Annotated in this window: 25 protein-coding genes; 1 reads left to right on the forward strand and 24 read right to left on the reverse strand. The window is 65.0% G+C overall.

What is annotated here, in order from left to right; genetic code table 11:
* Positions 1–3: 3 nt before the first annotated feature.
* Genes fliP through AC3WLM_RS11055 form a run of 13 tightly spaced genes read right to left on the reverse strand, consistent with a single transcriptional unit; the run spans position 4 to position 10986 of the window.
* On the reverse strand, positions 4–732 hold the full coding sequence (gene fliP / locus AC3WLM_RS10995) for a flagellar type III secretion system pore protein FliP (RefSeq protein WP_052242576.1): 729 nt from the start codon (positions 730–732) through the stop codon (positions 4–6).
* Positions 733–785: 53 nt separating this feature from the next.
* Positions 786–1067, reverse strand: coding sequence for a flagellar biosynthetic protein FliO (locus tag AC3WLM_RS11000; RefSeq protein ID WP_039336193.1), 282 nt, complete (start codon positions 1065–1067; stop codon positions 786–788).
* The gene (gene fliN, locus AC3WLM_RS11005; RefSeq protein ID WP_039336191.1) at positions 1067–1372 is read right to left on the reverse strand and encodes a flagellar motor switch protein FliN; all 306 of its coding nucleotides are present in this window, start codon (positions 1370–1372) and stop codon (positions 1067–1069) included. Before fliN ends, AC3WLM_RS11000 begins: the two co-directional genes overlap by 1 nt.
* A 24-nt stretch (positions 1373–1396) precedes the next feature.
* Positions 1397–2284, reverse strand: a complete 888-nt coding sequence (locus AC3WLM_RS11010; RefSeq protein WP_062345857.1) for a FliM/FliN family flagellar motor switch protein — start codon at positions 2282–2284, stop codon at positions 1397–1399.
* A gap of 40 nt (positions 2285–2324) precedes the next feature.
* On the reverse strand, positions 2325–2924 hold the full coding sequence (locus tag AC3WLM_RS11015) for a flagellar basal body-associated FliL family protein (RefSeq protein ID WP_039336187.1): 600 nt from the start codon (positions 2922–2924) through the stop codon (positions 2325–2327).
* 30 nt (positions 2925–2954) lie between these two features.
* Positions 2955–4190 (reverse strand): phosphotransferase, encoded by a 1236-nt coding sequence (locus AC3WLM_RS11020; protein WP_492477376.1) that lies wholly within the window; start codon positions 4188–4190, stop codon positions 2955–2957.
* A gap of 33 nt (positions 4191–4223) precedes the next feature.
* A complete protein-coding gene (locus AC3WLM_RS11025) occupies positions 4224–4655 on the reverse strand; it encodes a hypothetical protein (RefSeq protein ID WP_039336183.1) in 432 nt (143 codons plus the stop codon).
* Positions 4652–5989, reverse strand: a complete 1338-nt coding sequence (locus AC3WLM_RS11030) for a FliI/YscN family ATPase (RefSeq protein WP_174544611.1) — start codon at positions 5987–5989, stop codon at positions 4652–4654. The genes AC3WLM_RS11025 and AC3WLM_RS11030 overlap by 4 nt, the downstream gene beginning before the upstream one ends.
* On the reverse strand, positions 5983–6597 hold the full coding sequence (locus tag AC3WLM_RS11035; protein ID WP_492477377.1) for a FliH/SctL family protein: 615 nt from the start codon (positions 6595–6597) through the stop codon (positions 5983–5985). The genes AC3WLM_RS11030 and AC3WLM_RS11035 overlap by 7 nt, the downstream gene beginning before the upstream one ends.
* The gene (fliG, locus tag AC3WLM_RS11040; protein ID WP_062345849.1) at positions 6590–7609 is read right to left on the reverse strand and encodes a flagellar motor switch protein FliG; all 1020 of its coding nucleotides are present in this window, start codon (positions 7607–7609) and stop codon (positions 6590–6592) included. The genes AC3WLM_RS11035 and fliG overlap by 8 nt, the downstream gene beginning before the upstream one ends.
* Positions 7606–9327 carry a flagellar basal-body MS-ring/collar protein FliF gene (gene fliF, locus AC3WLM_RS11045; RefSeq protein ID WP_492477378.1) on the reverse strand — a complete coding sequence of 574 codons (1722 nt, stop codon included), beginning with the start codon at positions 9325–9327 and terminating at the stop codon, positions 7606–7608. The genes fliG and fliF overlap by 4 nt, the downstream gene beginning before the upstream one ends.
* A 4-nt stretch (positions 9328–9331) precedes the next feature.
* Positions 9332–9706: a flagellar hook-basal body complex protein FliE gene (gene fliE / locus AC3WLM_RS11050; RefSeq protein ID WP_039336180.1), complete on the reverse strand. Its 375-nt coding sequence runs from the start codon at positions 9704–9706 to the stop codon at positions 9332–9334.
* Entirely contained in the window at positions 9703–10986 is a 1284-nt protein-coding gene (locus AC3WLM_RS11055) for a sigma-54 interaction domain-containing protein (protein WP_492477379.1), read from the reverse strand. The genes fliE and AC3WLM_RS11055 overlap by 4 nt, the downstream gene beginning before the upstream one ends.
* Positions 10987–11224: 238 nt before the next feature.
* Between AC3WLM_RS11055 and AC3WLM_RS11060 the strand changes: the two genes are divergently transcribed.
* Positions 11225–12052, forward strand: coding sequence for a flagellin N-terminal helical domain-containing protein (locus AC3WLM_RS11060; RefSeq protein WP_039336176.1), 828 nt, complete (start codon positions 11225–11227; stop codon positions 12050–12052).
* Positions 12053–12197: 145 nt separating this feature from the next.
* Here the strand turns inward: AC3WLM_RS11060 and AC3WLM_RS11065 are convergent, their stop codons facing one another.
* The 11 genes from AC3WLM_RS11065 to AC3WLM_RS11115 all read right to left on the reverse strand — a co-directional run bounded on the left by AC3WLM_RS11065 (position 12198) and on the right by AC3WLM_RS11115 (position 22169).
* A complete protein-coding gene (locus tag AC3WLM_RS11065; protein WP_492477380.1) occupies positions 12198–13424 on the reverse strand; it encodes a S8 family serine peptidase in 1227 nt (408 codons plus the stop codon).
* 147 nt (positions 13425–13571) lie between these two features.
* A complete protein-coding gene (locus tag AC3WLM_RS11070; RefSeq protein ID WP_193827650.1) occupies positions 13572–14411 on the reverse strand; it encodes a flagellar motor protein MotB in 840 nt (279 codons plus the stop codon).
* Between the two features lie 12 nt (positions 14412–14423).
* On the reverse strand, positions 14424–15287 hold the full coding sequence (motA, locus tag AC3WLM_RS11075) for a flagellar motor stator protein MotA (protein ID WP_039336172.1): 864 nt from the start codon (positions 15285–15287) through the stop codon (positions 14424–14426).
* A gap of 28 nt (positions 15288–15315) precedes the next feature.
* Positions 15316–16236, reverse strand: coding sequence for a flagellin N-terminal helical domain-containing protein (locus AC3WLM_RS11080; protein WP_492477381.1), 921 nt, complete (start codon positions 16234–16236; stop codon positions 15316–15318).
* Positions 16237–16242: 6 nt separating this feature from the next.
* On the reverse strand, positions 16243–17586 hold the full coding sequence (gene flgK / locus AC3WLM_RS11085; protein ID WP_193827652.1) for a flagellar hook-associated protein FlgK: 1344 nt from the start codon (positions 17584–17586) through the stop codon (positions 16243–16245).
* Positions 17587–17589: 3 nt separating this feature from the next.
* On the reverse strand, positions 17590–17901 hold the full coding sequence (locus AC3WLM_RS11090; protein WP_039336165.1) for a hypothetical protein: 312 nt from the start codon (positions 17899–17901) through the stop codon (positions 17590–17592).
* Positions 17898–18998, reverse strand: a complete 1101-nt coding sequence (locus AC3WLM_RS11095; protein ID WP_039336163.1) for a flagellar basal body P-ring protein FlgI — start codon at positions 18996–18998, stop codon at positions 17898–17900. Before AC3WLM_RS11095 ends, AC3WLM_RS11090 begins: the two co-directional genes overlap by 4 nt.
* 11 nt (positions 18999–19009) lie before the next feature.
* A complete protein-coding gene (locus AC3WLM_RS11100) occupies positions 19010–19750 on the reverse strand; it encodes a flagellar basal body L-ring protein FlgH (RefSeq protein ID WP_492477382.1) in 741 nt (246 codons plus the stop codon).
* 5 nt (positions 19751–19755) lie between these two features.
* Positions 19756–20544, reverse strand: a complete 789-nt coding sequence (flgG, locus tag AC3WLM_RS11105) for a flagellar basal-body rod protein FlgG (RefSeq protein ID WP_039336161.1) — start codon at positions 20542–20544, stop codon at positions 19756–19758.
* A gap of 18 nt (positions 20545–20562) precedes the next feature.
* On the reverse strand, positions 20563–21315 hold the full coding sequence (locus AC3WLM_RS11110) for a flagellar basal body rod protein FlgF (protein WP_492477383.1): 753 nt from the start codon (positions 21313–21315) through the stop codon (positions 20563–20565).
* Positions 21316–21341: 26 nt separating this feature from the next.
* The gene (locus AC3WLM_RS11115; RefSeq protein WP_039336157.1) at positions 21342–22169 is read right to left on the reverse strand and encodes a flagellar hook-basal body complex protein; all 828 of its coding nucleotides are present in this window, start codon (positions 22167–22169) and stop codon (positions 21342–21344) included.
* Positions 22170–22183 lie beyond the last annotated feature (14 nt).

The following is a 22183-nucleotide window of genomic DNA, read 5'->3' on the forward strand; positions in this document are numbered from 1 at the left end:
CCCTTACCCGAAGCTGGCCGCAAGGCTGCCCATCAGCAGCGCCCAGCCATCGACGAGGACGAACAGCAGCAGCTTGAACGGGAGCGAGACAATCGTCGGGCTCATCATCATCATGCCCAGGCTCATCAGCACCGAGGAGACGACGAGGTCGATCACAAGGAAGGGCAGGAACAGCATGAACCCGATCTGGAAGGCTGTCTTGAGTTCGCTCGTCACGTAGGCCGGGAGCAGGATCGAATAGGGCACGTCGGCCGGAGTCGCGAACTTGGGCGCCCGTGCCATTTCCGAGAACATGCGCAGGTCGGTTTCGCGGGTCTGGCGGATCATGAAGGCGTGAAATTCGCGCCCGCCGGCAACGAAGGCCTGCTCGGCACCGATTTGCCCGGCGGAATAGGGCTGGATGGCGTTGGCGTTCACCTTGTCGAGCGTCGGGCCCATGATGAACAGCGAGAGGAACAGCGACAGGCCGATCAGCACCTGATTGGGCGGCGATTGCTGCAGGCCCATGGCCTGGCGCAGGATCGACAGGACAACCAGCACGCGGGTGAAGCTGGTCATCATCAGGATCAGCGACGGCAGGATCGTCAGCAGGCCCATGATGAGCAGCAGCTGCAACGACAGCGACAGCGAGCCGCCGCTCTGTGCGCCTGCCATTTGCCCGAAGGCGCGGTCAAGCGCGCCTGAGATTGCGGCCGGTTGCTGGGCCGGGGCGGGGCCGGCAGCCTGTGCCATCGCGTAATGCGGCAGCAGTGTCAGCGTCGTGACAAGGATCGCGAAAAGGCGCTTCACTGTGCGTCCTCCGCTTCCACCCTGGGCCGCGCCGGGGCTTCGGCAAGGCGGACGAGGCCGTTCTTGCCGGCAGAAACGAGAATCTCGCGGCCGTGAAACTCGATCACGGCAAGCCGCAGGGTGGGGCTGAGCATCTGCGTCTCGACGATGCGCACCGACTTGGGCGCGCTGCCCGCCATGAAGCGGCCTTCCATGCGCTTGGCGAACTTGAGACTGGCCCAGGCGAGGCCGCCGATCAGCGGCAGCAGCACCAGGAGCTTGAGGACGTACCAGAACATCAGGCGACATCCCCCTTGGCGGCTTTCTTCGCCGGGGCCGCAGGGGCTTCCTCGGGCTCGCTGCCGGCAAGCTCGACGATCCTGAGGCCGAAGCGGTCGCCTTGTGCAACCACTTCGCCGCGCGCGATGAGCTTGCCGTTGACCATGACATCAAGCAGCTCGTCGGTCAGGCGGTCGAGCATGACCACGGACTCCTCGGTAAGGCCGAGCACGTCCTTCAGCTTCATCGATGTGCGGCCGAGTTCGACGGTCAGGCGAACGTCCACGTCCTTGAGGAAATCGAAACCGCGGGGCTGGAAGGTCATGGGGTCAGGGCCTCTTCGGGTAAATCAGGAAAGCTGGTTGAGCTGGATGGCGACGCGGTCTTCGAGCGCGCCGATAGTGCCGGTGGCGTAAGTCTTGTCGCCGACCTTGACCGGCACGTTGCGTGCGATCGGCACGGGCAGGACCTGTCCGATGCGCAGGCCCGAGACGACCGCGAGCGGGAGCCGCATGTCGACCAGCACCGCCGCAAGCTCGACCGGCAGGTCGGCAAAGGGGGCGTCGGTCGGCTGCGCCGGACCGCGCCGGGGCTTGGTGGGGCGCTTGGCATCGCCGTGGGCGAACATCAGGCCAAGCGTATCGTGCGGGAAGGCAATCGAGATGGCCCAGGGCATCCGTCCCTGCTCGACGACGTTCAGCGTCAGTCCGGCAACCCTGGTCGCATCGGGCATCGCCTGAAGCTGGGCAAGGCTGGCATCGCGCCGCACCGCACGGATTGGACCGCCACTGCCGCCCAATGCGACGGTGAGCGCAGAGGCGACGAGCTGTTCGATCCGGCCGATCATCAGCTCGGCAGAAAGCGGGAATTCCTTCGGCAGCGACGAAGGGGTATCGCCGGGACCGCCAAAAGCGCGGTCGACCAGGCGCAGCACGTTTTCGCCTTCGACGGTGACCATGAAGGGGGCGCTGCCGATGTGCATCAGGCTGTTGGCGGCAAGTCGCGGGATTTCCGAGCAGAAATCGGCAAAGTCCGTGTCCATCGGCTTCATCGGATTGATCTGCGGTTCGGCTCCGCCGAGAAGGGGGACGAGCGCCCCGCGCACCGCCTTGGCCAGGCGTTCGCTCATCCGGGTGAGCGCCGGGATCAGTTCCGCGGCACTGGGACCGGGGCGCAGCAGGGCCGGATCGTGCCGGGCAATGGCACGTTCGGCGATGAAGGCGCGTTCTGGTTTCATGGGGCGCTGGAGCTTTCCGGCTTGCTGGACGATGCCAGAATTACTGAACGATGAAGGTCTTGAAGTAGACGTTGTCGACGCCGCCAAAGCCTTCGTTCTCGGTGAGGACCTTGTTGATCGCGGCAGTCAGGCGCTTCTGCAGGCGTGCCTTGCCTTCCGGGCTGATGACCTCTTCCTCGGGCGTATCGGCAATGGCGATGAGCAGCGCCGAGCGGATTGCCAGCTCGTGCTTCTTCATCCACAGCACCACGCGATAGTCGCGGCGAGTGGAGGCCGAGATGTTCACCTGCAGCAGCGCATCGGTATTCTTGAGGTTCGAGGTGAAGTCCTCGGCGAAGTTGTAATAGACAGTGCGGAATTCGCTGCCGCCTTCACCATCGGTTTCGCCTGCCCCGCCTTCGCCTTCACCTTCCTTGGCGACCGGCGCATAGGGGTCTTCCTCTCCCTTGCGCACCAGCTTGGGATTGTTGTCCACCTTGACGACTTCATGCGTGCCGCCGCCGATGATGCCGGCAGCAACCAGTCCGAACACGCCGCCCGCGCCGACGCCCAGCAGTGCGACAGCGCCGACGATCTTGATGATCATGCCACCGCCCTTCTTCTTCTTGGGCTTGTCTTCCTTGTCGCTCTTGTCGCTCATCGGGGTTCTCTCAGGAAATGGGGATCAGGATCAGGCGTAGATGCCGCGATCGTCGCTGCGGCGGCGGGGCGCTTCTTCCTCGCGGGACGAAGTGCCATTGCCGGAGAATGGGCGGGTCGGAGCCTGCTCGGCCTGGCGCGGCTGCTGGCGCTGGCTTTCGCCCTGGCCGCCCTGCGTGCGCGGATCGGCTTGCGGCTGATGGTTCTGGCCGGCGCTTTCGCCGGAGGTGCGCGCTGCTTCGGCAGTGGCGCTGACCGCGCGCGCAAAGCCGGGATCGGCGCTGGTCATCGCCACCGACATGCCGCGATCCTCGCCCTGGTCGAAGCGCAGGGTGACCCGGCCGAACTCGGCGTGGTTGATCGACGCGGTCACGGCACGCGGTGAGGCTTCCTCGCGAGCGCGGGCCAGATTGTCGACCAGCGCGGCGAAATCGACGCGTTCAATGTGGGCTTCGTGGCGGACCGGCGAAGGGGCAGTGTTGTCTGGCGTTGGGAGGGAACGGTCCGCGAGCAGGCTCGTGGTACTGGTCGCTTCGACGCGCGGTGTTTCGGCCCGTTCGCTGTCCATAAGTGGCTTCGCACCGGCAACCAAGGCAGGCTGCGCCGATGCTTCGGAAGTTTCACCTTCTGCGCCCGTTGACTTGTTCTGGCGAACCTGACGTGCGGCCATGATCTGCGCGGTCGGCGTGGCTGCGACCGCTTCGGGCTGGACCGGGGCAGTAGCCGTCTCCGGCTCTGTCGTCAGTTCGATCTGTGCAGTGCGGGCCAGCGCAATTGCTGTCTGAGCGGGGGATTGGGGTGCAGTCGGTGCTGGCGCCGCCGAGGCAACGGTTGCGCGAGGGAGTTCAGTTGAAGGGCGGGCACCGGTACCCTCGGCCGGCACCAGGCGATCCGGCGCGGCGAAGAGCGCAGCGATAAGGGCCGCGTCTGGCAGAGCGGCGTCCGGCAGTTCCGGTACATCCCGGAAGTCGTCTTCGGCGTACTCGGCATCGGTCCGCGGCGTTGCGGGCTGAGTTTTCACCGGCACATCGGCCGGGCGCACTTGCGGCAAGGCGGCGAGCAGCTTTGCCGCATCCGGCAAGATCTTGCCGCTTTCCGGCAAGGGCGCGTCTGCCGGTTCTGCCGGGGTGAACTGCATGGCAAGGAGTGCATCGAAGGCAATACCAGGGGCAGCAGTGATGCCATCCGCATTTCCGCCATTCTGTAACGGCGCAGCCTGCAGGGCAGGAGCGGCTGTCGGCTGGGAAAGGGCGGCAAGATCGAACATCAGCAAGGCTCCGTGGCGGTGCGTTAACCGTGTTTATTCAAGACCCGTGCCAGATTGCCTTTTGCCGGTAGTAGGTGTTGTTGCGGATGCCACCTTGCGCGCGATCAGACGCTCCTGCGCCTCGGCGCGCTCTTCCACGGCGGCGCGCCGACGTTCTGCGGCGGCGGCCTCCTGCGCCTTGGCATCGGCGATCCTGCGCGCAGCATCGGCATCGGCGCGTGTGCCCGACGTGATCCGGTCGAGTCCGGCCACGAACTGCCGCAATTGCTGCAACCCGTGCGCGTCGCGCGCATCGGTGCGGGCGGCGTACTCCGTCGAAAGACGTTGAGTCCTGTCTGCCAGCCCCTGCAACTGCGCCAGCGTGCCCTCGGCCTTGCCCGCTTCGGCGAGCGCGGTCTGGCGGGCGATGTCCCGGATGCGCTCAAGCCGTTTCAGGCGCGCCAGACGCTCGCGCTCAGCCTTCATGCACCGATCAGCTGGCTGAGCGCGGCGACGCTTGCCGCCATCGACACGACTTCACGCTGCGGCTGGCTGATGAACCCGGTCAGCGCCTCATGCATGGCGATGGCCCTGTCGAGCTGGGGATCGGCCCCGCTGCGATAGGCGCCCATCAGGACCAGATCGCGGTTGGCCTCGTAACTTGCCACAAGCGCACGGAAGGTGCGGGCGGCGCGCTGGTGCTCGGGTGCAGTGATGTCGTTCATCACGCGGCTCAAGGATGCCGCAATGTCGATGGCCGGGTATTGCCCACGCTGCGCCAGATCGCGCGAGAGCACGATGTGTCCGTCGAGGATCGAACGCGCGGTGTCGACCACCGGATCGTCCTGGTTGTCGCCATCGGCAAGGACCGTGTAGAGCCCCGTCACCGACCCGCCGCTTTCCGCCGAATTGCCGGCGCGTTCGACCAGCTTGGTGATCGTCGCGAGGGCCGAGGGCGGATAGCCGCGCGCCGCGCCCGGTTCGCCCAGCAGCAGCGCGATTTCACGGCCCGCGTGGGCCACACGCGTCAGGCTGTCCATGATCAGCAGCACGCGCTTGCCTTGGGCTCGAAAGTATTCGGCGAGCGCCGTCGCCATCATCGCGCCGCGTATGCGCAAGTTGGGCGCATGGTCGGCAGGGACCGCGACAACGACGGAGCGTTCGCGCTTGGAGCCCTGCATGTGCCGCTCGACGAAGTCGGAGACTTCTCGTGCACGTTCGCCAATCAGGCCGACGATGACGATCTCGGCCTCGGCGCCATGCGCGATCATGTCGAGCAGCACCGACTTGCCGACGCCTGATCCCGCCATGATGCCGATACGCTGGCCGATGCCGAAGGTCGTCAGCGCATTGAGCGCGCGCACGCCGGTATCGAAGCTCTCGCGCACTGGCGAGCGGTCGAGCGCGGCGGCCCGAATGCCGCCTGCCGGCCATTCGCGGCGGTTGTGGATCGGCCCCTTGCCATCAATCGGCTTGCCCTCGCCATCGATCGCGCGGCCGAGAAAAGCCTCGCCTACCGGCACCATCCCGGGGCGGCCTTCGGGCCTTACCCTGGCGCCGGGGCGCAGCAACACCGGATCGCCCAGAAGCATCATCAAGGTACGACCATTGCGGAAGCCGATGGTCTCTGCCGTCAGCGATCCCGACCCATGAGCGATGCGGCATTGCGTGCCAATGGGGACCGACAGCCCCGACACTTCAAGCATTCCGCCATCACACGCGGCCAGCAAGCCATAGCGCGCAGGCGTGAAGTCGGGTTCGCACAGTGCCAGGGAATCCAGCGCCCGGTCGAGCACGGAGAAAGTGGGTCCCATCAGCATTGGCGGAGCGCCTCATGGATGGCCCGGCGCCATTGTTCAGGTCCATCCTCGACTCCGCCGGTCGCGCCTTCCACGCGCAGAGCGCCGCGTTCGAGCGAAGCGTCGGGTTCGAAGTGCCAGTCTTCCGGCAATCGCGCGGCAATCAGGGCAAGGTCTTCGGGATGGAGCCGTATCACGCGCTGGTCTTCGGCGCGGGCGAGCATGGTGGCGGCTGCCTCGACCCGGCGGGTCAGCGCGTCGGGGTCAAGGGCCGCAGGCGCAATGGCAGCCTCGCACAAGGCGATCACCGTCTCGCGCAGTCGGTCTTGCAGTTCGGTCTGCATCGCCACATCGAGCTTGCCGAGCGCGAATTCGATCTTCTGACGCGCTGCTTCCTGTTCGGCAATGAGCTGCGCGGCGGCTTCCTGCGCCTCGCCCAGACCCTTGGCATAGCCATCGGCCCACGCCTCCGCGATAGGTTCGTGCAGCTCGCGCTCGTCTTCCACCGGCACCATGACAGGTTCCGGTTCGGGCGCTGCAAATTCGCGGAAGAAGCGGCGATCACGCGCGAAACCTGTGGGCACTTGCCCAAGGTCCGCCAGCGAGATCGCCCGCAAGCTGTCAGACATAGTCGTCGTCGCCCGCGCCGAACACGATCACGCCTTCGGCCGAGAGACGGCGGGCTGCCGTGACCATGGCCTTTTGCGCCTCGATCACTTCGGCCATCTTCATCCGGCCACGCGCGGCAATCTCGTCGCGCACGCCGTCCGCAGCACGGCTCGACATGGCGCGGAAGAAGCATTCGCGCTGCTCTTCGGGGATGCCCTTGAGCGCGGCGATCAGCGCATCGCTGTCTACCTCGCGCAGCAGTGCTCCCATCGACTTGTCGTCGAGCGCGAAGAGGTGCTCGAACTTGAACATTTCGTTTTCGATAGCCTTGGCAAGCTGGCGATCCTGCTTGGCAATCTCGGGCATGACGCGCTTTTCGACCGCTCGGACCGAGGCGTTGATGATGTCGGCCGCTTCGCGCGGCCCGCCCATGGCAAAGGCGCCCTGGCCGTGCCGTTCGCCGATACGCTGGTGGAGCATTTCCTCGAGCATCGCGATGGCTTCGGGTGCAACCGGTCCGAGCGTGGCGATGCGGTGGACGACCTGCGGTTGCACCTCGTCGGGCAAGCCATGCAGGACAGCCGCGGCCACTTCCGGATCCAGCTGAACCAGCAGCACGGCAATCGCCTGGGGATGCTCGTCACGGATCAGAGGCACGATCACTTGCGGAGTCAGCCATCTGGCAAGCTCGATGCTGGGCGTGCGCGAGGGGTCGTCAGGCAGGATGCGCTGCATCAGGCTGTCTGCCTTTATCTCGCCCACGGCGCGAGTCATGAGCGAGCGCACTTGTCCGACGCGATCGTGCGCGATCAGGCCAAGCCGCTCGGTCTTCTCGACAAAGCCGGCAATCGCCTGTGCGATCGCAACCGGGCCGATCTCGCCCAGCGCACACATCTTTTCGCCCAGCAGGCGAAGTTCTGCGGGCTCCAGCTGCGCGAGGATCTGCGCGGCCTGATCGTCCTCCAGCAGCATGACCATGACGGCTGCGCGTTCGGGATCGGAAATGGCGGGGGCTTCCATCAGATCGCTCATGCGCTGGCACCTTCCTCTTCAGGCTCTTTCAGCATCTGCTTGAGGGCAACCAGCGCACTGTCGGGCTTTTCGACGACAAGCCGCTGGGCAAGGCTGACCTGCCGGGCCAGTGCCTCGGCATCGACGACGCCCGTTTCGGGATCTTGCGCGGGCTGGATTGCCTGTGCGACTTCATCAGCGGTGACAGCCTCGATCGCCCCTTCTTCGGCCTCTCTGGCGTCCTCGTCCTCGTCGCCCGTCGCTTCACCTTTCTTGCGCTTCTTTGCAACCTTCACTTCGGCCGGCGCGGGTTCCTTCTTCAGCGCCTTGATCAACGGACGGACGCCGAGCAGCAGGACAAGCAGGACCGCGATCAGCGCCACGGCATTGCGCAGGATCGTGGCGAACCACGGCGTTTCCCAGAACGGTGCGGGGGCAACGTCTGCGGGCTTGAAGGCACGGACGGCCACGGCAACCTGATCGCCGCGGGCGGGGTCGGCGCCGACCGCAGCGCTGACCAGCTGCTTGATCTGCTCGATGTCCTGCGGCTTTGCCTTGGCCATGGTCTCGGCGCTCAGCGCGACAGCGACGGACAGGCGCTTGATCTTGCCGGGGGTCTGGTTCGATACCGCAACCTCGCGGCCGAGTTCATAGGTGCGCGAGGAACTGGATTCGCCGTTGGCGCCGGGGGTTGCCGCAGCCGCGGGCGTTCCTTGCGGGGCGCCGGGCTGGGCAGTCGTGGCAGGGGGCGGCGTGTTGGCGGTGACGCCGGGCACGCCCTGGGCAGTGCCGGCGCCGGTCTGCTGCGAGGCGCTTTGCGTTTCCTGCCGGACGACGCCTTGCTTGTCATAGCTTTCGCGCGCCGACGTCACCTGGTCCATGTCGAGATCGAGCTGGATCTCGGACGAGAAGTTCCCTTCGCCCAGCATCGGCGTGAGCAGTTGCGCGACCTGCTGGCGAAGCTTCTCCTCCATGCGCTGCTGGAGTTCGAGCCGGTCGCCATCGGGGCCGGACGGGTCGGACAGCAATGCGCCGTGCTGGTCAACGACCCGCACCGCGTCTATCGAAAGCCCGGGCACGGAACCCGCGACCAGGTTGACGATCGCGCGGACCTGGCTTTCGGAAAGCTGGCGACCGCGCTTCAATTTGACCATGACCGAGGCCGATGGCGGCACGTTCTCGCGCACGAAGACCGACTTTTCCGGTTCGGCGAGATGGACGCGCACGGCCTCCACGCCGTCGATCTCCATGATCGTCAGCTCAAGCTCGCGCTCGCGCGCGGCCTGCAGGCGCTGGCCCTCAAGCCCCCGGCTCGCGCCCATCGGCAGCTTGTCGAGCATCTGCGTTCCGGTTTCGGGCGTCGCGATCGCGCCATCCGATGCGGCGGCCATGCGCGCCCTGTAAAGGTCGTCCTCGCCCACAGTGATCGCACCGGTTGCGTTGTCGATCTGGTAGGCGATGTTGGCCTTTTCGAGGCTGGCGGTAACTTCGGACCGCTCGCTGTCGGAAAGCTGGCTGTAGAGCATGCGCTGCGGTGCGGGCGCCATGGTCAGCCACAGCACGCCGGTCAGGCCGGCTGCGGAAACGCCGGCGAACCACGGAAGGGTGCGCCTCACGGGCGGCTGCGCCAGAAACGCCTTGGCCCGCGTGCCGAAGCTTCCGGCTGCGGGATCGGTCAGGACGCCGAAAGTGGATGGAGCTGGCGTGGCAAGGCCAGAGGCGGGAACGAGGTCAGCCATTCAATCACACTCCCATCCGCATGATGTCCTGGTAGGCGTTCAGCAGCTTGTTGCGCACCTGCAGCGTGGCCTCGAAGGCAACCCCAGCTTCCTGCCGCGCCAGCATCACCTTGGCCACGTCGACCACTTCGCCTTTTTCATAGGCTTCGCTGATCGCACTTGCCTTCTGCTGGCTGGCGTTGACGTTATCGAGCGCACCCTTGAGGCTCTCGGTAAAGCTACCAGCCGGGCCGGTGCTGGCCTGTGGTCCTTGTGCACCCTGCGTCGCTTCGGGTGACTTGACCTGCTGGAGCAGCTGCGAGCGCTCCATGATCTGCTGGCGCAGCGCCATGATGTCCTGGATGCCGGAAGCCCGGCCGCCGATGCCGGAAACGCTCATCGCCTGCCACCGACGGCTCTACCGTCCACTGACCGGCCGTTCACTTCAATCCCGGCCTCACGGAAGCTGGCGAGGCGATAGCGCAAGGTGCGTTCGGAAATGCCGAGCTGGCGGGCAGCGGCAACGCGGCTGCCGTTGCAGGCCTCGAGCGTCGAAAGGATCGCGCGGGCTTCGGACATCTGCACGATGTTGGAAAGCTTGGCATCGGCCGCGGCAGGAACCGCAACCGGTTCGTTGATCAGGCGGGCAGGGCGATCGAACACGATATGGTTCGGCTCGATCACGGAAGCGTTCCCTGCAAGCACCAGAGCGCGACGCATCACGTTCTCGAGTTCGCGCACGTTGCCGGGCCAGCTATGCGCCGCCAACATCGCCAGCGCTTCGTCGGAAATCCAGGGAGCGACCTGCGAATGGCGCATCGCCATCGCGAAGGCGAGCGGCGCGATATCGTCGGGCCGCTCACACAGAGCGCGCAGGGCCAGCGGGAAGACGTTTAGGCGGTAATAGAGATCGGCGCGGAAGCGGCCTTCCTCGACTTCCAGCGGCAGATCGCGGTTGGCGCAGGCGATTACCCGCACGTCCACCTTTACCGGCTGCGTTGCCCCCAGCGGCACCACTTCGCCTTCCTGCAGCGCGCGCAGCAGCTTGGCCTGCAGCGTCAGCGGCATCTCGGCGATCTCGTCGAGGAGCAGCGTGCCACCGTCAGCCGCGCGGAAGAAGCCTTCGCTGGCTGCATTCGCGCCGGTGAACGCGCCCTTCTGGTGGCCGAACAGCAGCGCCTCGAGCATGGCTTCGGGCATGGCGGCGCAATTGATGGCGATGAACGGCTTGTCGGCGCGGGCCGAGTGTTCGTGAATGAAGCGGCTCAGCACTTCCTTGCCAGTGCCGGTCGGGCCGTTGATCAGGACGGGGATGTCGGTGGCGGCGATGCGTTCGGCCAAGGCAAGGACAGACAGGCTTTCAGGATCGGCGGCAATGGGCGCGCCTGGCTTCGCGGCGCAGGCCAGCAGTGCCGACAGCGCAGCCTCGCCCGCCCCATCGGTGTATCGCAGGGTCGCCGTCCGGCTGCCGGGCTGGCGCTCGATCGCTGGCATAGCCGAACGCTCCAGCAGCACCACCTGCTTGCGCGGCGGGAGCTTCGCGTCCTCGAAGGCATCAGCCAGCATCGACTGTCCTTCCGCACCGTAGCTCGAAAGCACCGAAGCTGCGCGCTGGACAAGCGCTGCGTGGGCTTTCGCCGCCGCTTCGGTGAACTGCAGTGCCCCGCAATCGCGAATCATTTCAAGACCCCTGTTAACCATCCTGTCTGTGACCTTCTTTCGCGCGGGACCGACAAACAGGTTGAAACTTTAAGGGGACGGGTAACCCTAAGGGCGACTACGTAAGTCCGGCATTCTTTTGCCGGGCGGCAACTTAAAACCGGCTGCCATTTGCCGGTCTTAGTCCCGACAGCCGTGTCGATCCTCTGACCCGGCGGTCCTTTCGGGAACGACACACCACCCTACCGGAGAATGGAAAATGGCGGTTATCAATACAAACATCAGCGCCTTGAAGGCGACGAACTCCTCCAACACGGCCAACAAGATGCTTGGCCAGGCGATGGAGCGACTGTCGACCGGCAAGCGCATCAACGGCGCCAAGGACGACGCGGCCGGTCTGGCAATTGCCACCAGCATGACTGCCCAGATCAAGGGCATGAACCAGGGCGTTCGCAACTCGAACGACGGCATCTCGCTGGCACAGACCGCGGAAGGCGCGCTGAACGAAGTTTCGAACATGCTCCAGCGTGTCCGCGAACTGGCCGTGCAGTCGGCTTCGGGCACGTATCAGGACGCCACGGACCGTGCCTACATGCAGACGGAAGTTGACGAACTGACCGCGCAGATCGGCCAGATCATCGACAACACCAAGTTCAATGGCACTCAGCTGTTCGACGGCTCGCAAGCGACCGTGACCGTTCAGACTGGTGCGAACGGTTCTGACACCGTCGACCTGACCATGGCAGACCTCACCACCCTTTCGGCGAACGGCGGTGCTGCAGGGTCGTACGACGTGTCCAGCGCAACGGCGGCGAACACGCTCCTCGGCACGCTTGACACCGAGCTGGACTCGATTTCGAGCGCCCGTGCAACGCTCGGTGCCGGCATGAACCGCCTTGAATCGGTGGTGAACAACCTCAACGACAACATCACCAACCTGTCGGACGCCCGTTCGCGCATTCAGGACACCGACTACTCGACCGAAACGACGCAGATGGCCAAGGCCCAGATCCTTTCGCAGGCATCGACCGCGATGATCGCCCAGGCCAACCAGAGCCAGCAGAACGTGCTGTCGCTGCTGCGCTAAGCCATGACCTCCGCCTGTCTCCACCAGGCGTGATCACAAGCCCGGCGGCCCATCCCAGGCCGCCGGGCCTTCGTGCGTTCCCCGGTAAAGAAGAAGGGCGGCTCCTTGCGGGGCCGCCCTTCGACGTTTCAGCAAGGCGCCGTGATCATTTCACGCCGATCGGGAACCCGACGCCATTCGGCGCTGCGGTGGACAGGCGCCCGTCGCTGCGCGGGCCACCGATGAGGACAAGACCGGCAAGGTGCGGTGTCGCCATGGATGTGCCGGAGATCGTGTTGTAGCCGCCGTTGAGCCACGTCGAGAGGATCGACACGCCCGGTTCGGCAAAGTCCACCGGATCGTTGATCACGGAGTAGTTCGAGAAGCTGGCAAATGTGTCCGAGCTGTTCACCGCCGCCACGGTGTAGATATACGGGCCATCGGCGCGCGCGGGCGAGTGATTGTTGGCATCATCGGTTTCGTTACCGGCGGCAAGGGCAAAGATGACCTTGCTGCTGTTGGAGGCGTTGATCACTGCCGTGTCGAGTGCGTCGGATACTGGTCCGCCAAGGCTCATGTTGGCGACGTCGCCCGCCTGGCCCACCGAGGCGACGTAATCGACTCCAGCGATGACATCGGAATAGGCACCGCTGCCACGGCGATCGAGCACGCGCACCGCGACGACCTTTGCCCCGGCTGCTACGCCGACGACGCCGGCGCCATTGAGCTTGGCGGCAATCGTACCGGCTACGTGCGTACCATGGCCGTTCAGGTCATTCGGCGAGGTTTCGCGCGCCACGAAGTTGCGGCTGAGGGCGGTGTCGACGTTCAGATCGGGATGCGTTAGGAAGATGCCGCTATCGATCACGAATGCCCGTCCGGAGCCGGCATAAGCCGCTCCACCACCAACTCGCGTGATGCCTGCGGGCGTCGTCTCGGTGGTTGAACCGCCGCCGCCGCCCGGCTTCGCCAACGCATTGATCGGGTCGATCACGGTGGCGACCTGGTCGGCCTCGCAATACTCGATGTTCGGGTTGTGCTTGGCGACGGCTGCGGCACCTTGCGCTGGCAGATTGATCGAGAAGCCCTGCAGTGCGTAACGGTAGACATGCCCGATCTTGCCGCCAGCCTTGCCGGTGACCTTGCTGGCCTCGGCCTGCTCGGCACCCGGCGCGACGCTGCCCTTCTTGAAGACACAGATCCAGCTGTCGGGGATGGCCGATCCGGCGACTGCCGCTGCAGTGGGCCGGGCTGAAACTGCGGCAATAGAACCCGACGTTGCGGGCAGCAGCACCGCTCCCGAACCCGTGACCTTCCCGCCCCCCGCGGCGGCAAAAACGATTCCGGCCAATGCCACCGCCGATACGGTGGCCAAAGCTGCAAACTTGCGCATCTGGATTGAACTCCCTGTCCTTTGGGCGTTGCGGTTCGTGGCTTGCGCACGACGCACCCCGCAATGACAGGAAGCTGCAGTGAAGCAGTTGCACTTGCAACCGGAACTTTCACCAATATTTCATGATGGTGTCAGTTTGTTGCTTAATCAGCCGGTAATCAAAATCGACATACGCCGATTGCGCGGGTCGGCCGGATTGTTCTGCACCAGCGGTTCGCGGTCGGCAACGCCCTCGATCCGGCGGAAGCGGGGCTCGGCAATGCCCTGGCGCATCAATGTCTGGCGTGTCGTTTCGGCGCGACCGGCTGACAGCGACCAGTTGTTGGCCACGCCGTTCTTCCACGGCAGGGAGTCCGTGTGGCCGCGGATCGTCAGCTGGGTCGGGTCGGGCGCGATGGCCTGGCCGATCGCGCGGAGAAGTTCGGCGGCGTCAGGCGTCAGCACGGTCGTGCCCAGCAGGAACATCGAGAAATCCGCATCGTCCACCAGATCCAGGCGGACGCCTTCGGGAGTCTCGGTCATGCGAACCTGCCGGGCCAGCTTCTTGAGCTTTTCGGATTGCGCGAGCTTCTGGGCGATACGTTCCTTCATCACCTGGGAGCGCTTGATCTTGCTGCCGCCCTCCTTGGGGCCGCCTGTGGCATCGCGGGGCACCGACAGGGTCTTGTTGCCGGTCTGGCCGGCGCGATGCGGATAGTCGTCGACATCGGTCAGCGATGATCCGCCGAGTACGCCATACCCGCCGGCACTTCCCTGCCGCATCTTGACGAGTGTAGGAGTGAAGTAGTCGGCAATGCCCTTGCGCTGCTTTTCGGTGGTTGCGCCCAGCAGCCACATCAGCAGGAAGAACGCCATCATCGCGGTCACGAAGTCGGCATAGGCCACTTTCCAGGCGCCGCCGTGATGCCCACCGGCAACGATGGTGATCTTCTTGACGATGATGGGCTTCGGGGGTTCATTCTTCCCCTTGGTCGGTGCCTTGGCCACGTGCAGGGCTCCTTAGCGGCCGCGCATCGCGTCGAGCAGTTCGGAAAGTCCCGGGCGGAAGGCATGCCCCAGACCGGAGCGCGCGCTTTCGACGACGAGGGGTTGCGGCCAGCCGTGGAGGCTGGCGATGATGACCTGCTTTACCGCCTGGAAAATCATCTCGTCCTGCTCGAGCACCTGCTTGAGCCGGCCTGCGATCGGGCCAACCATCCCGTAGGCGAGCAGAATGCCGAGGAACGTGCCGACGAGCGCCGAACCGATCATCGCGCCGAGAATGGCCGGCGGCTTGTCGATCGATCCCATGGTCTTCACCACGCCGAGCACTGCCGCGACGATGCCCAGCGCCGGCAGCGCATCCGCCAAGCCCTGGATGGCGTGCTGGGCTTCGTGCTCCTCATGGAAATGCGTCTTCATCGCATGATCCATCACCTCCTCCACCGCATGCACTTCCAGCGTGCCCGAAGATACGACGATCAAGGTCAGCGTGTCGCAGATCAGCGAAGTCAGGGCAGGGTTGGCCAGTAGGCGGGGATACTCGGCGAAGATCGGAGAGTTCTTCGGATCGGTGACATGGCTTTCAAGCGCGACCGGTCCATCGCTGCGCAAGATCTTCATCAGTTTGGTGCACAGCACGATAACGTCTACGTGATCCTGCTTGTTGTGCTTGGGGCCCTTGAAGGTCTTGGTGAAGCCAGCGCCGATGCCTTTGAGTTCGTGCATCGAGTTTCCAGTGACGAGCGCGCCGACGGCGGCCCCGCCGATGATGAGCATCTCGTGGGGAAGTGCATGCAGGACCGGTCCAAGGTCACCGCCAGTGATGGCGAAGCCGCCGAAAACCATGGCGAGCAGGATGACGATGCCGACAATCACGAACATGAAACAGGTTCCCGGTGAGCTTGCGCGCTCAGTTCAGCACGCTGAACAGCGAAAGGTTGGCGAGCTTGGCAAAGCTCGCCTGGCTGGCCTGCAGCACCAGCATGGTGTTCTGCAGGCGGGCGATGGATTCGGTCAGGTCCGCGCCGCCGACCTCGGTTTGTTCGGTGGTGCGCATCTCGGAAAGCGTGGTGCGGCGCTCGGTGTTGAGGTCGATCCAGTTGAGCCGCGATCCGACCACGGTCTGCGCCGTGGTGATTGCATTGAGGCCATCACCCAGGGCGGTGAGGGCGGCATTGGCCGTGGCCACGCCACCGGCACCGGATTTCAGGTCGTCCGCCAGGGCCTTGGTCATTGCCAGCAGGTCAACCGTTCCGCCTCCTGACTGGAACTGCAGGAACTCGGGTCCTGTCACCCCCCGCGCGACAGATTGACCGCCGCCGATAGAGATGGTCCCTGCCGCGCTGGTGCCGGCATACGTGGCGTTGCCCGAAGCATCGAGGGTGTAGGCATCGGCCGCACTTTCGCCACCGAACAGGGCGTTGCCATTGCCATCCCGCGAATTGGCCAGTGCGACGAGGCTGCCCCGCAATTGCGCTATTTCCTCGCCGATGCCCGCGCGCTGGCTGTCGTTGACGGTCGAGTTCGCGGCCTGCGTCGTCAACTCCTGCAGGCGGGTGACGATGCTGGCGAACTGCGACAGCGCGGTGTCGGTCAGCGTCAGGTCAGTCGTGGCGCGGTTGGTCGCGGCGGTGTCGATGTCGTCGAAAACCCCTGCGCGGGCGAGCTGGCGCAGCCGCGAGGCGGCGACCGGGTCGTCGGAGGAGCGCTGCAGGCGTTCTCCGGTCGACATCTCGGCCTGCGTGTCCTCGGCCTGCTTGCGCAAGGCAGTAAGGTCCATGAGGGACCGCTCGAAGAACGCGGCTGTAGATGTGCCAAAGATCGTGCTCATGGCCGGTTACCTGATTCCCAGAAGGGTGTCGAAGATGTCGGATGATACCTGCATGACCTTGCCGGACGCCTGAAAGGCCTGCTGGAATCTTACTAGGTTGACCGCTTCCTGATCGAGATCGACGCCCGATTGCGCAGAGAGGGCAACTTTCGCGGTGTCGGCAATCGTCTGTAGCGCGCCCAACGTCACGTTGCGCCCGGCCAGCGTGCCTGAAACGTCGAACAGGATCGCATCCATCGTGCCCGACGGATTGACGCCCGCCAGCGCTGTGCGGATCGCGGTAAGGTTTGCCGCATCGCGGCTGCCCGGCGTCGTCTCGCTGGCAGGAGCGGTGGCGATCTTGCGGCCGTCCTCGACAGCGAGTGCCATCGTCGCGGCGCTCGTGCCCGAGAAGATTGCGACACCCATCGCGCCGTCGAGATCGCGACCCCCGGTCTGGGCGGTGTTGAAGGCATCAACGATGTCACCGGCAAGCGTGTCGAGATCGGTCTTGAGCTGTGCGCCCTTCGCCAATGCGAGTTGCTGTCCTGCCAGCGATCCGCCAGCCAGAGTCAGCGCCGTGCTGCCCACAGTGAAGCTGATGGTGCCGTCAGTTGGAGATGTGGTCATACCCAGGGTGGCGGCAGTGTTGCCCGTCACGAGGTCCGCCCCGCTGCTCCCGCCGATCTTGATCGCAACCTGCCCATCGGCCGAGAATTCGGTCGAGATGTTCGCAAAGCCGCTCAATTCCTCGAGCAATTGGTCGCGCTGATCGAGCAGGGCGGTCTTGTCGCTGCTGGCGTCGGACGCGCGGGCAAGGCGGGTGTTGGTGCGGGCAAGCTCCTGGGCAATGCGGTTGACCTGCGTCACCCCGTCCGAGGCCAGAAAGCGCAGACCGTCGGCCGCCGCGTCCAACTCCTGCGAGGCGATCTGGAACGTGCCGGCCATGGTGCGCGCCTTCTCGATCACCGAGGCGCGCAGGCTCGTATCCGTGGGGTTCTGCGTCAGTTGCTGGAGAGAGGACTCGAAGCCGACAATTGCGTCATAGACGCCCGACTGCTCGATCGCGGCTTCGATGTTCTCCAGCCCAGAAACTTCGGCACTGGCTCGCGCCACGTCCGAATTGGTACGGCGGACTTCGGCCTGGCGAAAAGCATCGGCATTGCGCACGATGCTGGTCAGCCGCACGCCTGAAAGGGAAAGATCGCCAATACGATAGGCGCCGCCAGTCGAAGCCACTTCGCTGAACGCGGCCGAACGCCGGACATAGCCGGTGGACGAGGCATTGGCGATGTTCTGCGCCGTGATGTCTAGGCCGATGCGGGCAGCCTGGACGCCGCTGCGAGCGATCGAGAGGAGATCGGATGCCATGGCTTAGGCGCCTCCCTCTGGCGTAGTGCCTTGGGGCAGGAGCGCGGCAAGGTGGTTCTCGATCTGCCGGGCAAAGCCGAGCGCGCCGGTCTGCGAGGCGATTTCGGCAAAGCGGTCGTCGCGCATCTGCACGAAAGTCTGATCCATCTTTCCGAAGACGTCATCGTCCCCGAAGTTGCTGGCGCGCGCGGCGGACAGCATCTGGCGCACGAAAATCGCCTCGAACTGCTTCGCCGCGCCCGAAAGCTTCTCGCGCTCGGTCTGCGCCTTAGGCGTGAGCGAAAGGTTGGCGGCGGATGTGGAAATCGTGGTCATATCACCACCATCTCTGCCTTGAGTGCGCCTGCCTGCTTGAGCGCTTCGAGGATTGCGACGAGGTCCGAAGGGCTGGTGCCGAGCTTGTTCAGCGCATCGACCAATGAAGAGAGCGAGGCACCAGGCTTGAACAGGGCAACCTTGGCCTCCTTCTCGACCGCGTCGATCTGGCTGTTGGGGACCACGGCCGTCTGGCCGCGGCTGAACGGAGCGGGCTGGGAGACCTGCGGCTTCTCGTCGATCTTCACCACCAGCTTGCCGTGGCTTATCGCTGCGGGAGAGAGACGCACTGCGCTGTTGATCACCACCGTGCCGGTGCGGCTGTTGACGATGACCTTGGCCGCGGTTTCGGCAGGCGTCACCTCGAGCATCTCGATCGCCGCCATCGTCGTCGCGCGGCTGTCGGCGCCTGCCGGCAGGCGCAGCGCCAGCGTGACGCCGTCCTCGATCGTTGCGGACTGGGGAAAGCGGGCGTTGATCGCGTCGCGCACGCGCTGGGCGGTCATGAAATCGGCGTCGAACAGGTTCCAGCGCAGCACTTCGCCACTGTCGAACCCGGTAGCGACGGCCCGCTCTACACTGGCCCCTTCGGCGATGCGGCCCACGGTTGGCACGTTGACGGTCAGTTGCGAGCCATCGCGGGCGGCAATGCCGAGGCCGCCGACGGCAAGGTTGCCCTGCGCCATCGCGTAGATCTGGCCGTCCGCACCATAGAGCGGTGCAAGGATCAGCGCACCCCCGCGCAGCGACTTGGCCTTGCCGATGGTCGAGACAGTCACGTCGATGCGCTGGCCGGGCTTGGCGAAGGCGGGAAGCTCTGCCGTCACCAGCACGGCGGCGGCGTTCTTGAGGCCGGGCGAAATGCCGGCGGGGAGCTGCACGCCCAACCGGCCTGCGGTGCCCTTCATCGCCTGGGTCAGGTATTCGAGATTGTCGTCGCCCGTTCCGGCAAGGCCAACCACCACGCCATAGCCGGTGAGCTGGTTTGCGCGCACGCCCTGGAACTCGCCAAGGTCGCGCACACGCTCGGCCAGGGCGGGCATGGGCAGGGCCGCCGCGAAGGCTGCAAGAACAGGGAGGATGTACCGGACCAGCATTGCATCAACCTTCAGAAGGGCGAAATCGCGTTGAAGAACTTCGAAAGCCAGCCTTCGCGGCTTGCCCGGCCGACCGACCCGTTGCCGGTGTATTCAACCCGCGCATCCGCGACCTGGCTGGAAAGAATGCGGTTCTCCTGATCGATGTCACCAAGTCGCACGATGCCCGAGAACTGCACCCATTCCTGTCCCTGGCTCAGCATCATGCGCTTTTCACCGCGTACCAGTGCCGTGCCATTGGACCTCACTTCCGCGATCGTCACCGCAACCTCGCCGGCAAGCGTGCTCGTCTGCGAGGCATTGCCCTGACCATTGAACGACGAACCGCCCGAAGCATTAAGGGCGCTGGGCTTGATGAACGACAGCGGGCCGGTGGTTGGCGGTGTCACGGAGAACTGGCCGGACTTCTGCGTCTTCGATCCGGCCGTCTTGGCGCTGGTCATGTTCTCGACCAGCATGACCGTGACCAGATCGCCCACCGCATGGGCACGGCGGCCCTCGACAAAGCCGGTGTAGCCGGCGCTGGCATTGAAGATCGAACCAGCGGTCGGTGCTGCGGTCTGGACCGGCAGAGGCGGCGCGACCACCGGCTCGAAGCCTTTCTTGGGCTTGGCGGCAGAGGCCGGCTCCATGCCGAAAACGACGGCGGCGGCCACCAGCGATCCCACCAGAAGCGCGCGCAGGGCGGTTCGGCGGCGGCGAGGGCTGCCGAAGCGTTCGGGGGTGAAATGGCGATCGAAGGGCGTTTGCATCGGTGTCACAGAGTCTGGTTCGCGTTCTGGAGCATGTCGTCGACGGCCGAGATCATCTTGGAATTGATCTCGTAGGCGCGCTGGCATTCGATCATGTCGACCAGTTCCTCGACCACGTTGACGTTCGAACCCTCAAGGTAGCCCTGGCGAATGTTGCCGCGTCCCAGTTCTCCCGGAACGCCCACCTGTGCCGCGCCCGAGGCTGCGGTTTCCTGCAGGAAGTTGTCACCCATCGACCTGAGGCCGCCCGGGTTGGCAAAGCTGGCGACGGTGATCTGGCCAAGCTGCGCGGGCTCGTTCTGCCCGGCAATGGTTGCAGATACGGTGCCGTCATTGGCGATGGTGATGGCGCTCGCGCCCTCGGGAATGGTGATCGCGGGGTTGAGCGGATAGCCCTGCGCGGTCACCAGCACGCCTTCCGCCGAGCGCGAGAAGTTTCCGGCGCGTGTGTAGGCCAGCTGTCCGCCCGGCATCGTCACCTGAAAGTAGCCGTCGCCATCGAGCGCAAGGTCGAGCGCGTTGCTGGTGCTTTGCAGCGTGCCCTGGCTGTCGATGCGGGTGGTCGCCTGCACGGCAACGCCGGTGCCGAGGTTGAGGCCCGTGGCATAGGCGGTCTCGTTCGACGATTGCTGGCCCGCCACGCGCGCGTCCTGATAGGCAAGGGTGGCGAAGTTGGCGCGGTCGCGCTTGAAGCCGGTGGTGCCGACGTTGGCAAGATTGTTGGCAATCACGCGCATCCGCGTGTCCTGTGCCTCGAGACCGGTGCGGGCGACGTGAAGAGCTGAGCTGGGCATCGTGGGTTACCTTTGCGATCAGGAAATGCGCATCAGCGATGCGCTGGATTCGTCGACTTCCTTGGCCTGGGCGACGACCTTGGTGCGCATGTCGAACAGGCGCTGGGCTTCGACCATCTCGACAAGGATGCGGGTGGGATCGACATTGGACTGTTCAAGGCTGCCGACCATCAGCTTGGCCTCTTCGTCCTGCGGCAGGATGCCGGGCTGGCCATTCTGGCCCGGGACGCGGAACAGGCCATCAAGGCCTTTCTCGATCCTGCTGCCGGTGGTCGATGCGATCTTGATGCGCCCGACCAGCTGGGGGGGCTGGTCGGGCGTCTCGGGATTGGCGACGGAAACGCCGCCATCGGGGGAAATCGTGACCTTCGAGCCGAGCGGAACGGTGATCGGCCCGTTTTCGCCGATGACCGGTCGGCCATCGCCGTTTTCCAGAACGCCGCCCGCGCTGACCGACAGATCGCCGCGCCGCGAATAGGCTTCGCTGCCATCTTCTGCCTGCAGTGCAAGCATGGTGTCGCCGGTGAGCGCAACGTCGAGCGGCTTGCCGGTGGAGATCAGCGTGCCCTGCGCCATCGACGATCCGCGCACTTCGTCTTCGGTCATTGCCCGCGCTTCGAGGCTGGGGCCCTTCAGTGTCATCGGCGTGGCGGTCAGCATCTCGGCGCGAAAGCCGATCGTCTGTGCGTTCGCCATGTTGCTGGCGATCACGCGCTGGCGCACGGTCGAACCGGTCATGCCGGAATAGGCGGTGTAGATCAGGCGGTCCATTTGTCAGGCTCCGGGAGCGTTCAGGATCAGCTTTGCAGCTGGATCACCGTCTGCGAGATCTGCGTTGCCGTATCGATCGCCTTTGCGTTGGCCTGGAAGTTGCGCTGCGCGGTGATCAGGCTGACCAGTTCTTCGGCGATGTCGACGTTCGAGCGTTCAAGAGCGCCCGAAAGCAACGAGCCGTACTGACCTGTGCTGGGCTGGCCAAACGTTGGGGCACCCGAGATGCCGGTCGTCACCCAGTTGGACGAGCCGACCTGCTTCAGCCCTTGCGGCGCGATGAAGCTGGCCAGAGCGACCTTGCCGATGATCACGTTGGAACCATCGGCGTACGAGGCGGTCACGGCCCCATCGTCGCCCACGGTGATGCCGGCGAACTCGATCGGATTGCCGTTGGCGTCGGTTCCGTTGGTCGCTGGGATCAGCGCATCGGCAGGGGTGGTCGAGGTGATCGTGCCCACTGCATCCGTCGGGAAAACCTGCAGCCGGTTGCCCGAGCCATCGCTGATGTATCCTGCGCCATCGACCGTCAGGCTGCCGTTGCGGGTAAACAAGGTCTGGCCGGTGACGACATTTTTCGTGGTAAAGAAGCCATCGCCGTTGATGGCAAGGTCGAGCGCCGAACCCGTCTGCTCGACCGGACCGAGCGCGAAGTTCTGGTTGATCGATTCCACCGCCGCGCCGATGCCGACGACCAGCTTCGGGTTGGTGAAGGCGCTGCCCACCACGATGTCGGCAAACTCGGTGCGGCTCTTCTTGAAGCCGGTGGTTTCGGCATTTGCGATGTTGTGGCTGATTACGCCAAGATCGGTCTGGGCATTCTTGAGGCCGTTGAGCGAGGTGTAGAAGGACATGCGCGTCTCCTGCG

Source organism: Novosphingobium sp. FW305-C-30-35 (assembly GCF_058783135.1).

Bases quoted from the DNA above. Each gene is read 5' to 3' on its own strand.
- AC3WLM_RS11020 (WP_492477376.1), bottom strand. From the start codon at position 4,190: ATGTTCGATCTTGCCGCCCTTTCCCAGCCGACAGCCGCTCCTGCCCTG.
- AC3WLM_RS11035 (WP_492477377.1), bottom strand. From the start codon at position 6,597: ATGTCTGACAGCTTGCGGGCGATCTCGCTGGCGGACCTTGGGCAAGTG.
- AC3WLM_RS11010 (WP_062345857.1), bottom strand. From the start codon at position 2,284: ATGAAACCAGAACGCGCCTTCATCGCCGAACGTGCCATTGCCCGGCAC.
- fliF (WP_492477378.1), bottom strand. From the start codon at position 9,327: ATGGCTGACCTCGTTCCCGCCTCTGGCCTTGCCACGCCAGCTCCATCC.
- fliN (WP_039336191.1), bottom strand. From the start codon at position 1,372: ATGACCTTCCAGCCCCGCGGTTTCGATTTCCTCAAGGACGTGGACGTT.
- AC3WLM_RS11060 (WP_039336176.1), top strand. From the start codon at position 11,225: ATGGCGGTTATCAATACAAACATCAGCGCCTTGAAGGCGACGAACTCC.
- AC3WLM_RS11115 (WP_039336157.1), bottom strand. From the start codon at position 22,169: ATGTCCTTCTACACCTCGCTCAACGGCCTCAAGAATGCCCAGACCGAT.
- AC3WLM_RS11110 (WP_492477383.1), bottom strand. From the start codon at position 21,315: ATGGACCGCCTGATCTACACCGCCTATTCCGGCATGACCGGTTCGACC.
- AC3WLM_RS11000 (WP_039336193.1), bottom strand. From the start codon at position 1,067: ATGTTCTGGTACGTCCTCAAGCTCCTGGTGCTGCTGCCGCTGATCGGC.
- AC3WLM_RS11090 (WP_039336165.1), bottom strand. From the start codon at position 17,901: ATGACCACGATTTCCACATCCGCCGCCAACCTTTCGCTCACGCCTAAG.
- AC3WLM_RS11030 (WP_174544611.1), bottom strand. From the start codon at position 5,989: ATGCTGATGGGACCCACTTTCTCCGTGCTCGACCGGGCGCTGGATTCC.
- AC3WLM_RS11095 (WP_039336163.1), bottom strand. From the start codon at position 18,998: ATGCTGGTCCGGTACATCCTCCCTGTTCTTGCAGCCTTCGCGGCGGCC.
- AC3WLM_RS11080 (WP_492477381.1), bottom strand. From the start codon at position 16,236: ATGAGCACGATCTTTGGCACATCTACAGCCGCGTTCTTCGAGCGGTCC.
- fliG (WP_062345849.1), bottom strand. From the start codon at position 7,609: ATGAGCGATCTGATGGAAGCCCCCGCCATTTCCGATCCCGAACGCGCA.
- AC3WLM_RS11065 (WP_492477380.1), bottom strand. From the start codon at position 13,424: ATGCGCAAGTTTGCAGCTTTGGCCACCGTATCGGCGGTGGCATTGGCC.
- AC3WLM_RS11100 (WP_492477382.1), bottom strand. From the start codon at position 19,750: ATGCAAACGCCCTTCGATCGCCATTTCACCCCCGAACGCTTCGGCAGC.
- AC3WLM_RS11055 (WP_492477379.1), bottom strand. From the start codon at position 10,986: ATGATTCGCGATTGCGGGGCACTGCAGTTCACCGAAGCGGCGGCGAAA.
- AC3WLM_RS11015 (WP_039336187.1), bottom strand. From the start codon at position 2,924: ATGAGCGACAAGAGCGACAAGGAAGACAAGCCCAAGAAGAAGAAGGGC.
- fliE (WP_039336180.1), bottom strand. From the start codon at position 9,706: ATGAGCGTTTCCGGCATCGGCGGCCGGGCTTCCGGCATCCAGGACATC.
- fliP (WP_052242576.1), bottom strand. From the start codon at position 732: ATGGCACAGGCTGCCGGCCCCGCCCCGGCCCAGCAACCGGCCGCAATC.
- flgK (WP_193827652.1), bottom strand. From the start codon at position 17,586: ATGGCATCCGATCTCCTCTCGATCGCTCGCAGCGGCGTCCAGGCTGCC.
- AC3WLM_RS11025 (WP_039336183.1), bottom strand. From the start codon at position 4,655: ATGAAGGCTGAGCGCGAGCGTCTGGCGCGCCTGAAACGGCTTGAGCGC.
- motA (WP_039336172.1), bottom strand. From the start codon at position 15,287: ATGTTCGTGATTGTCGGCATCGTCATCCTGCTCGCCATGGTTTTCGGC.
- flgG (WP_039336161.1), bottom strand. From the start codon at position 20,544: ATGCCCAGCTCAGCTCTTCACGTCGCCCGCACCGGTCTCGAGGCACAG.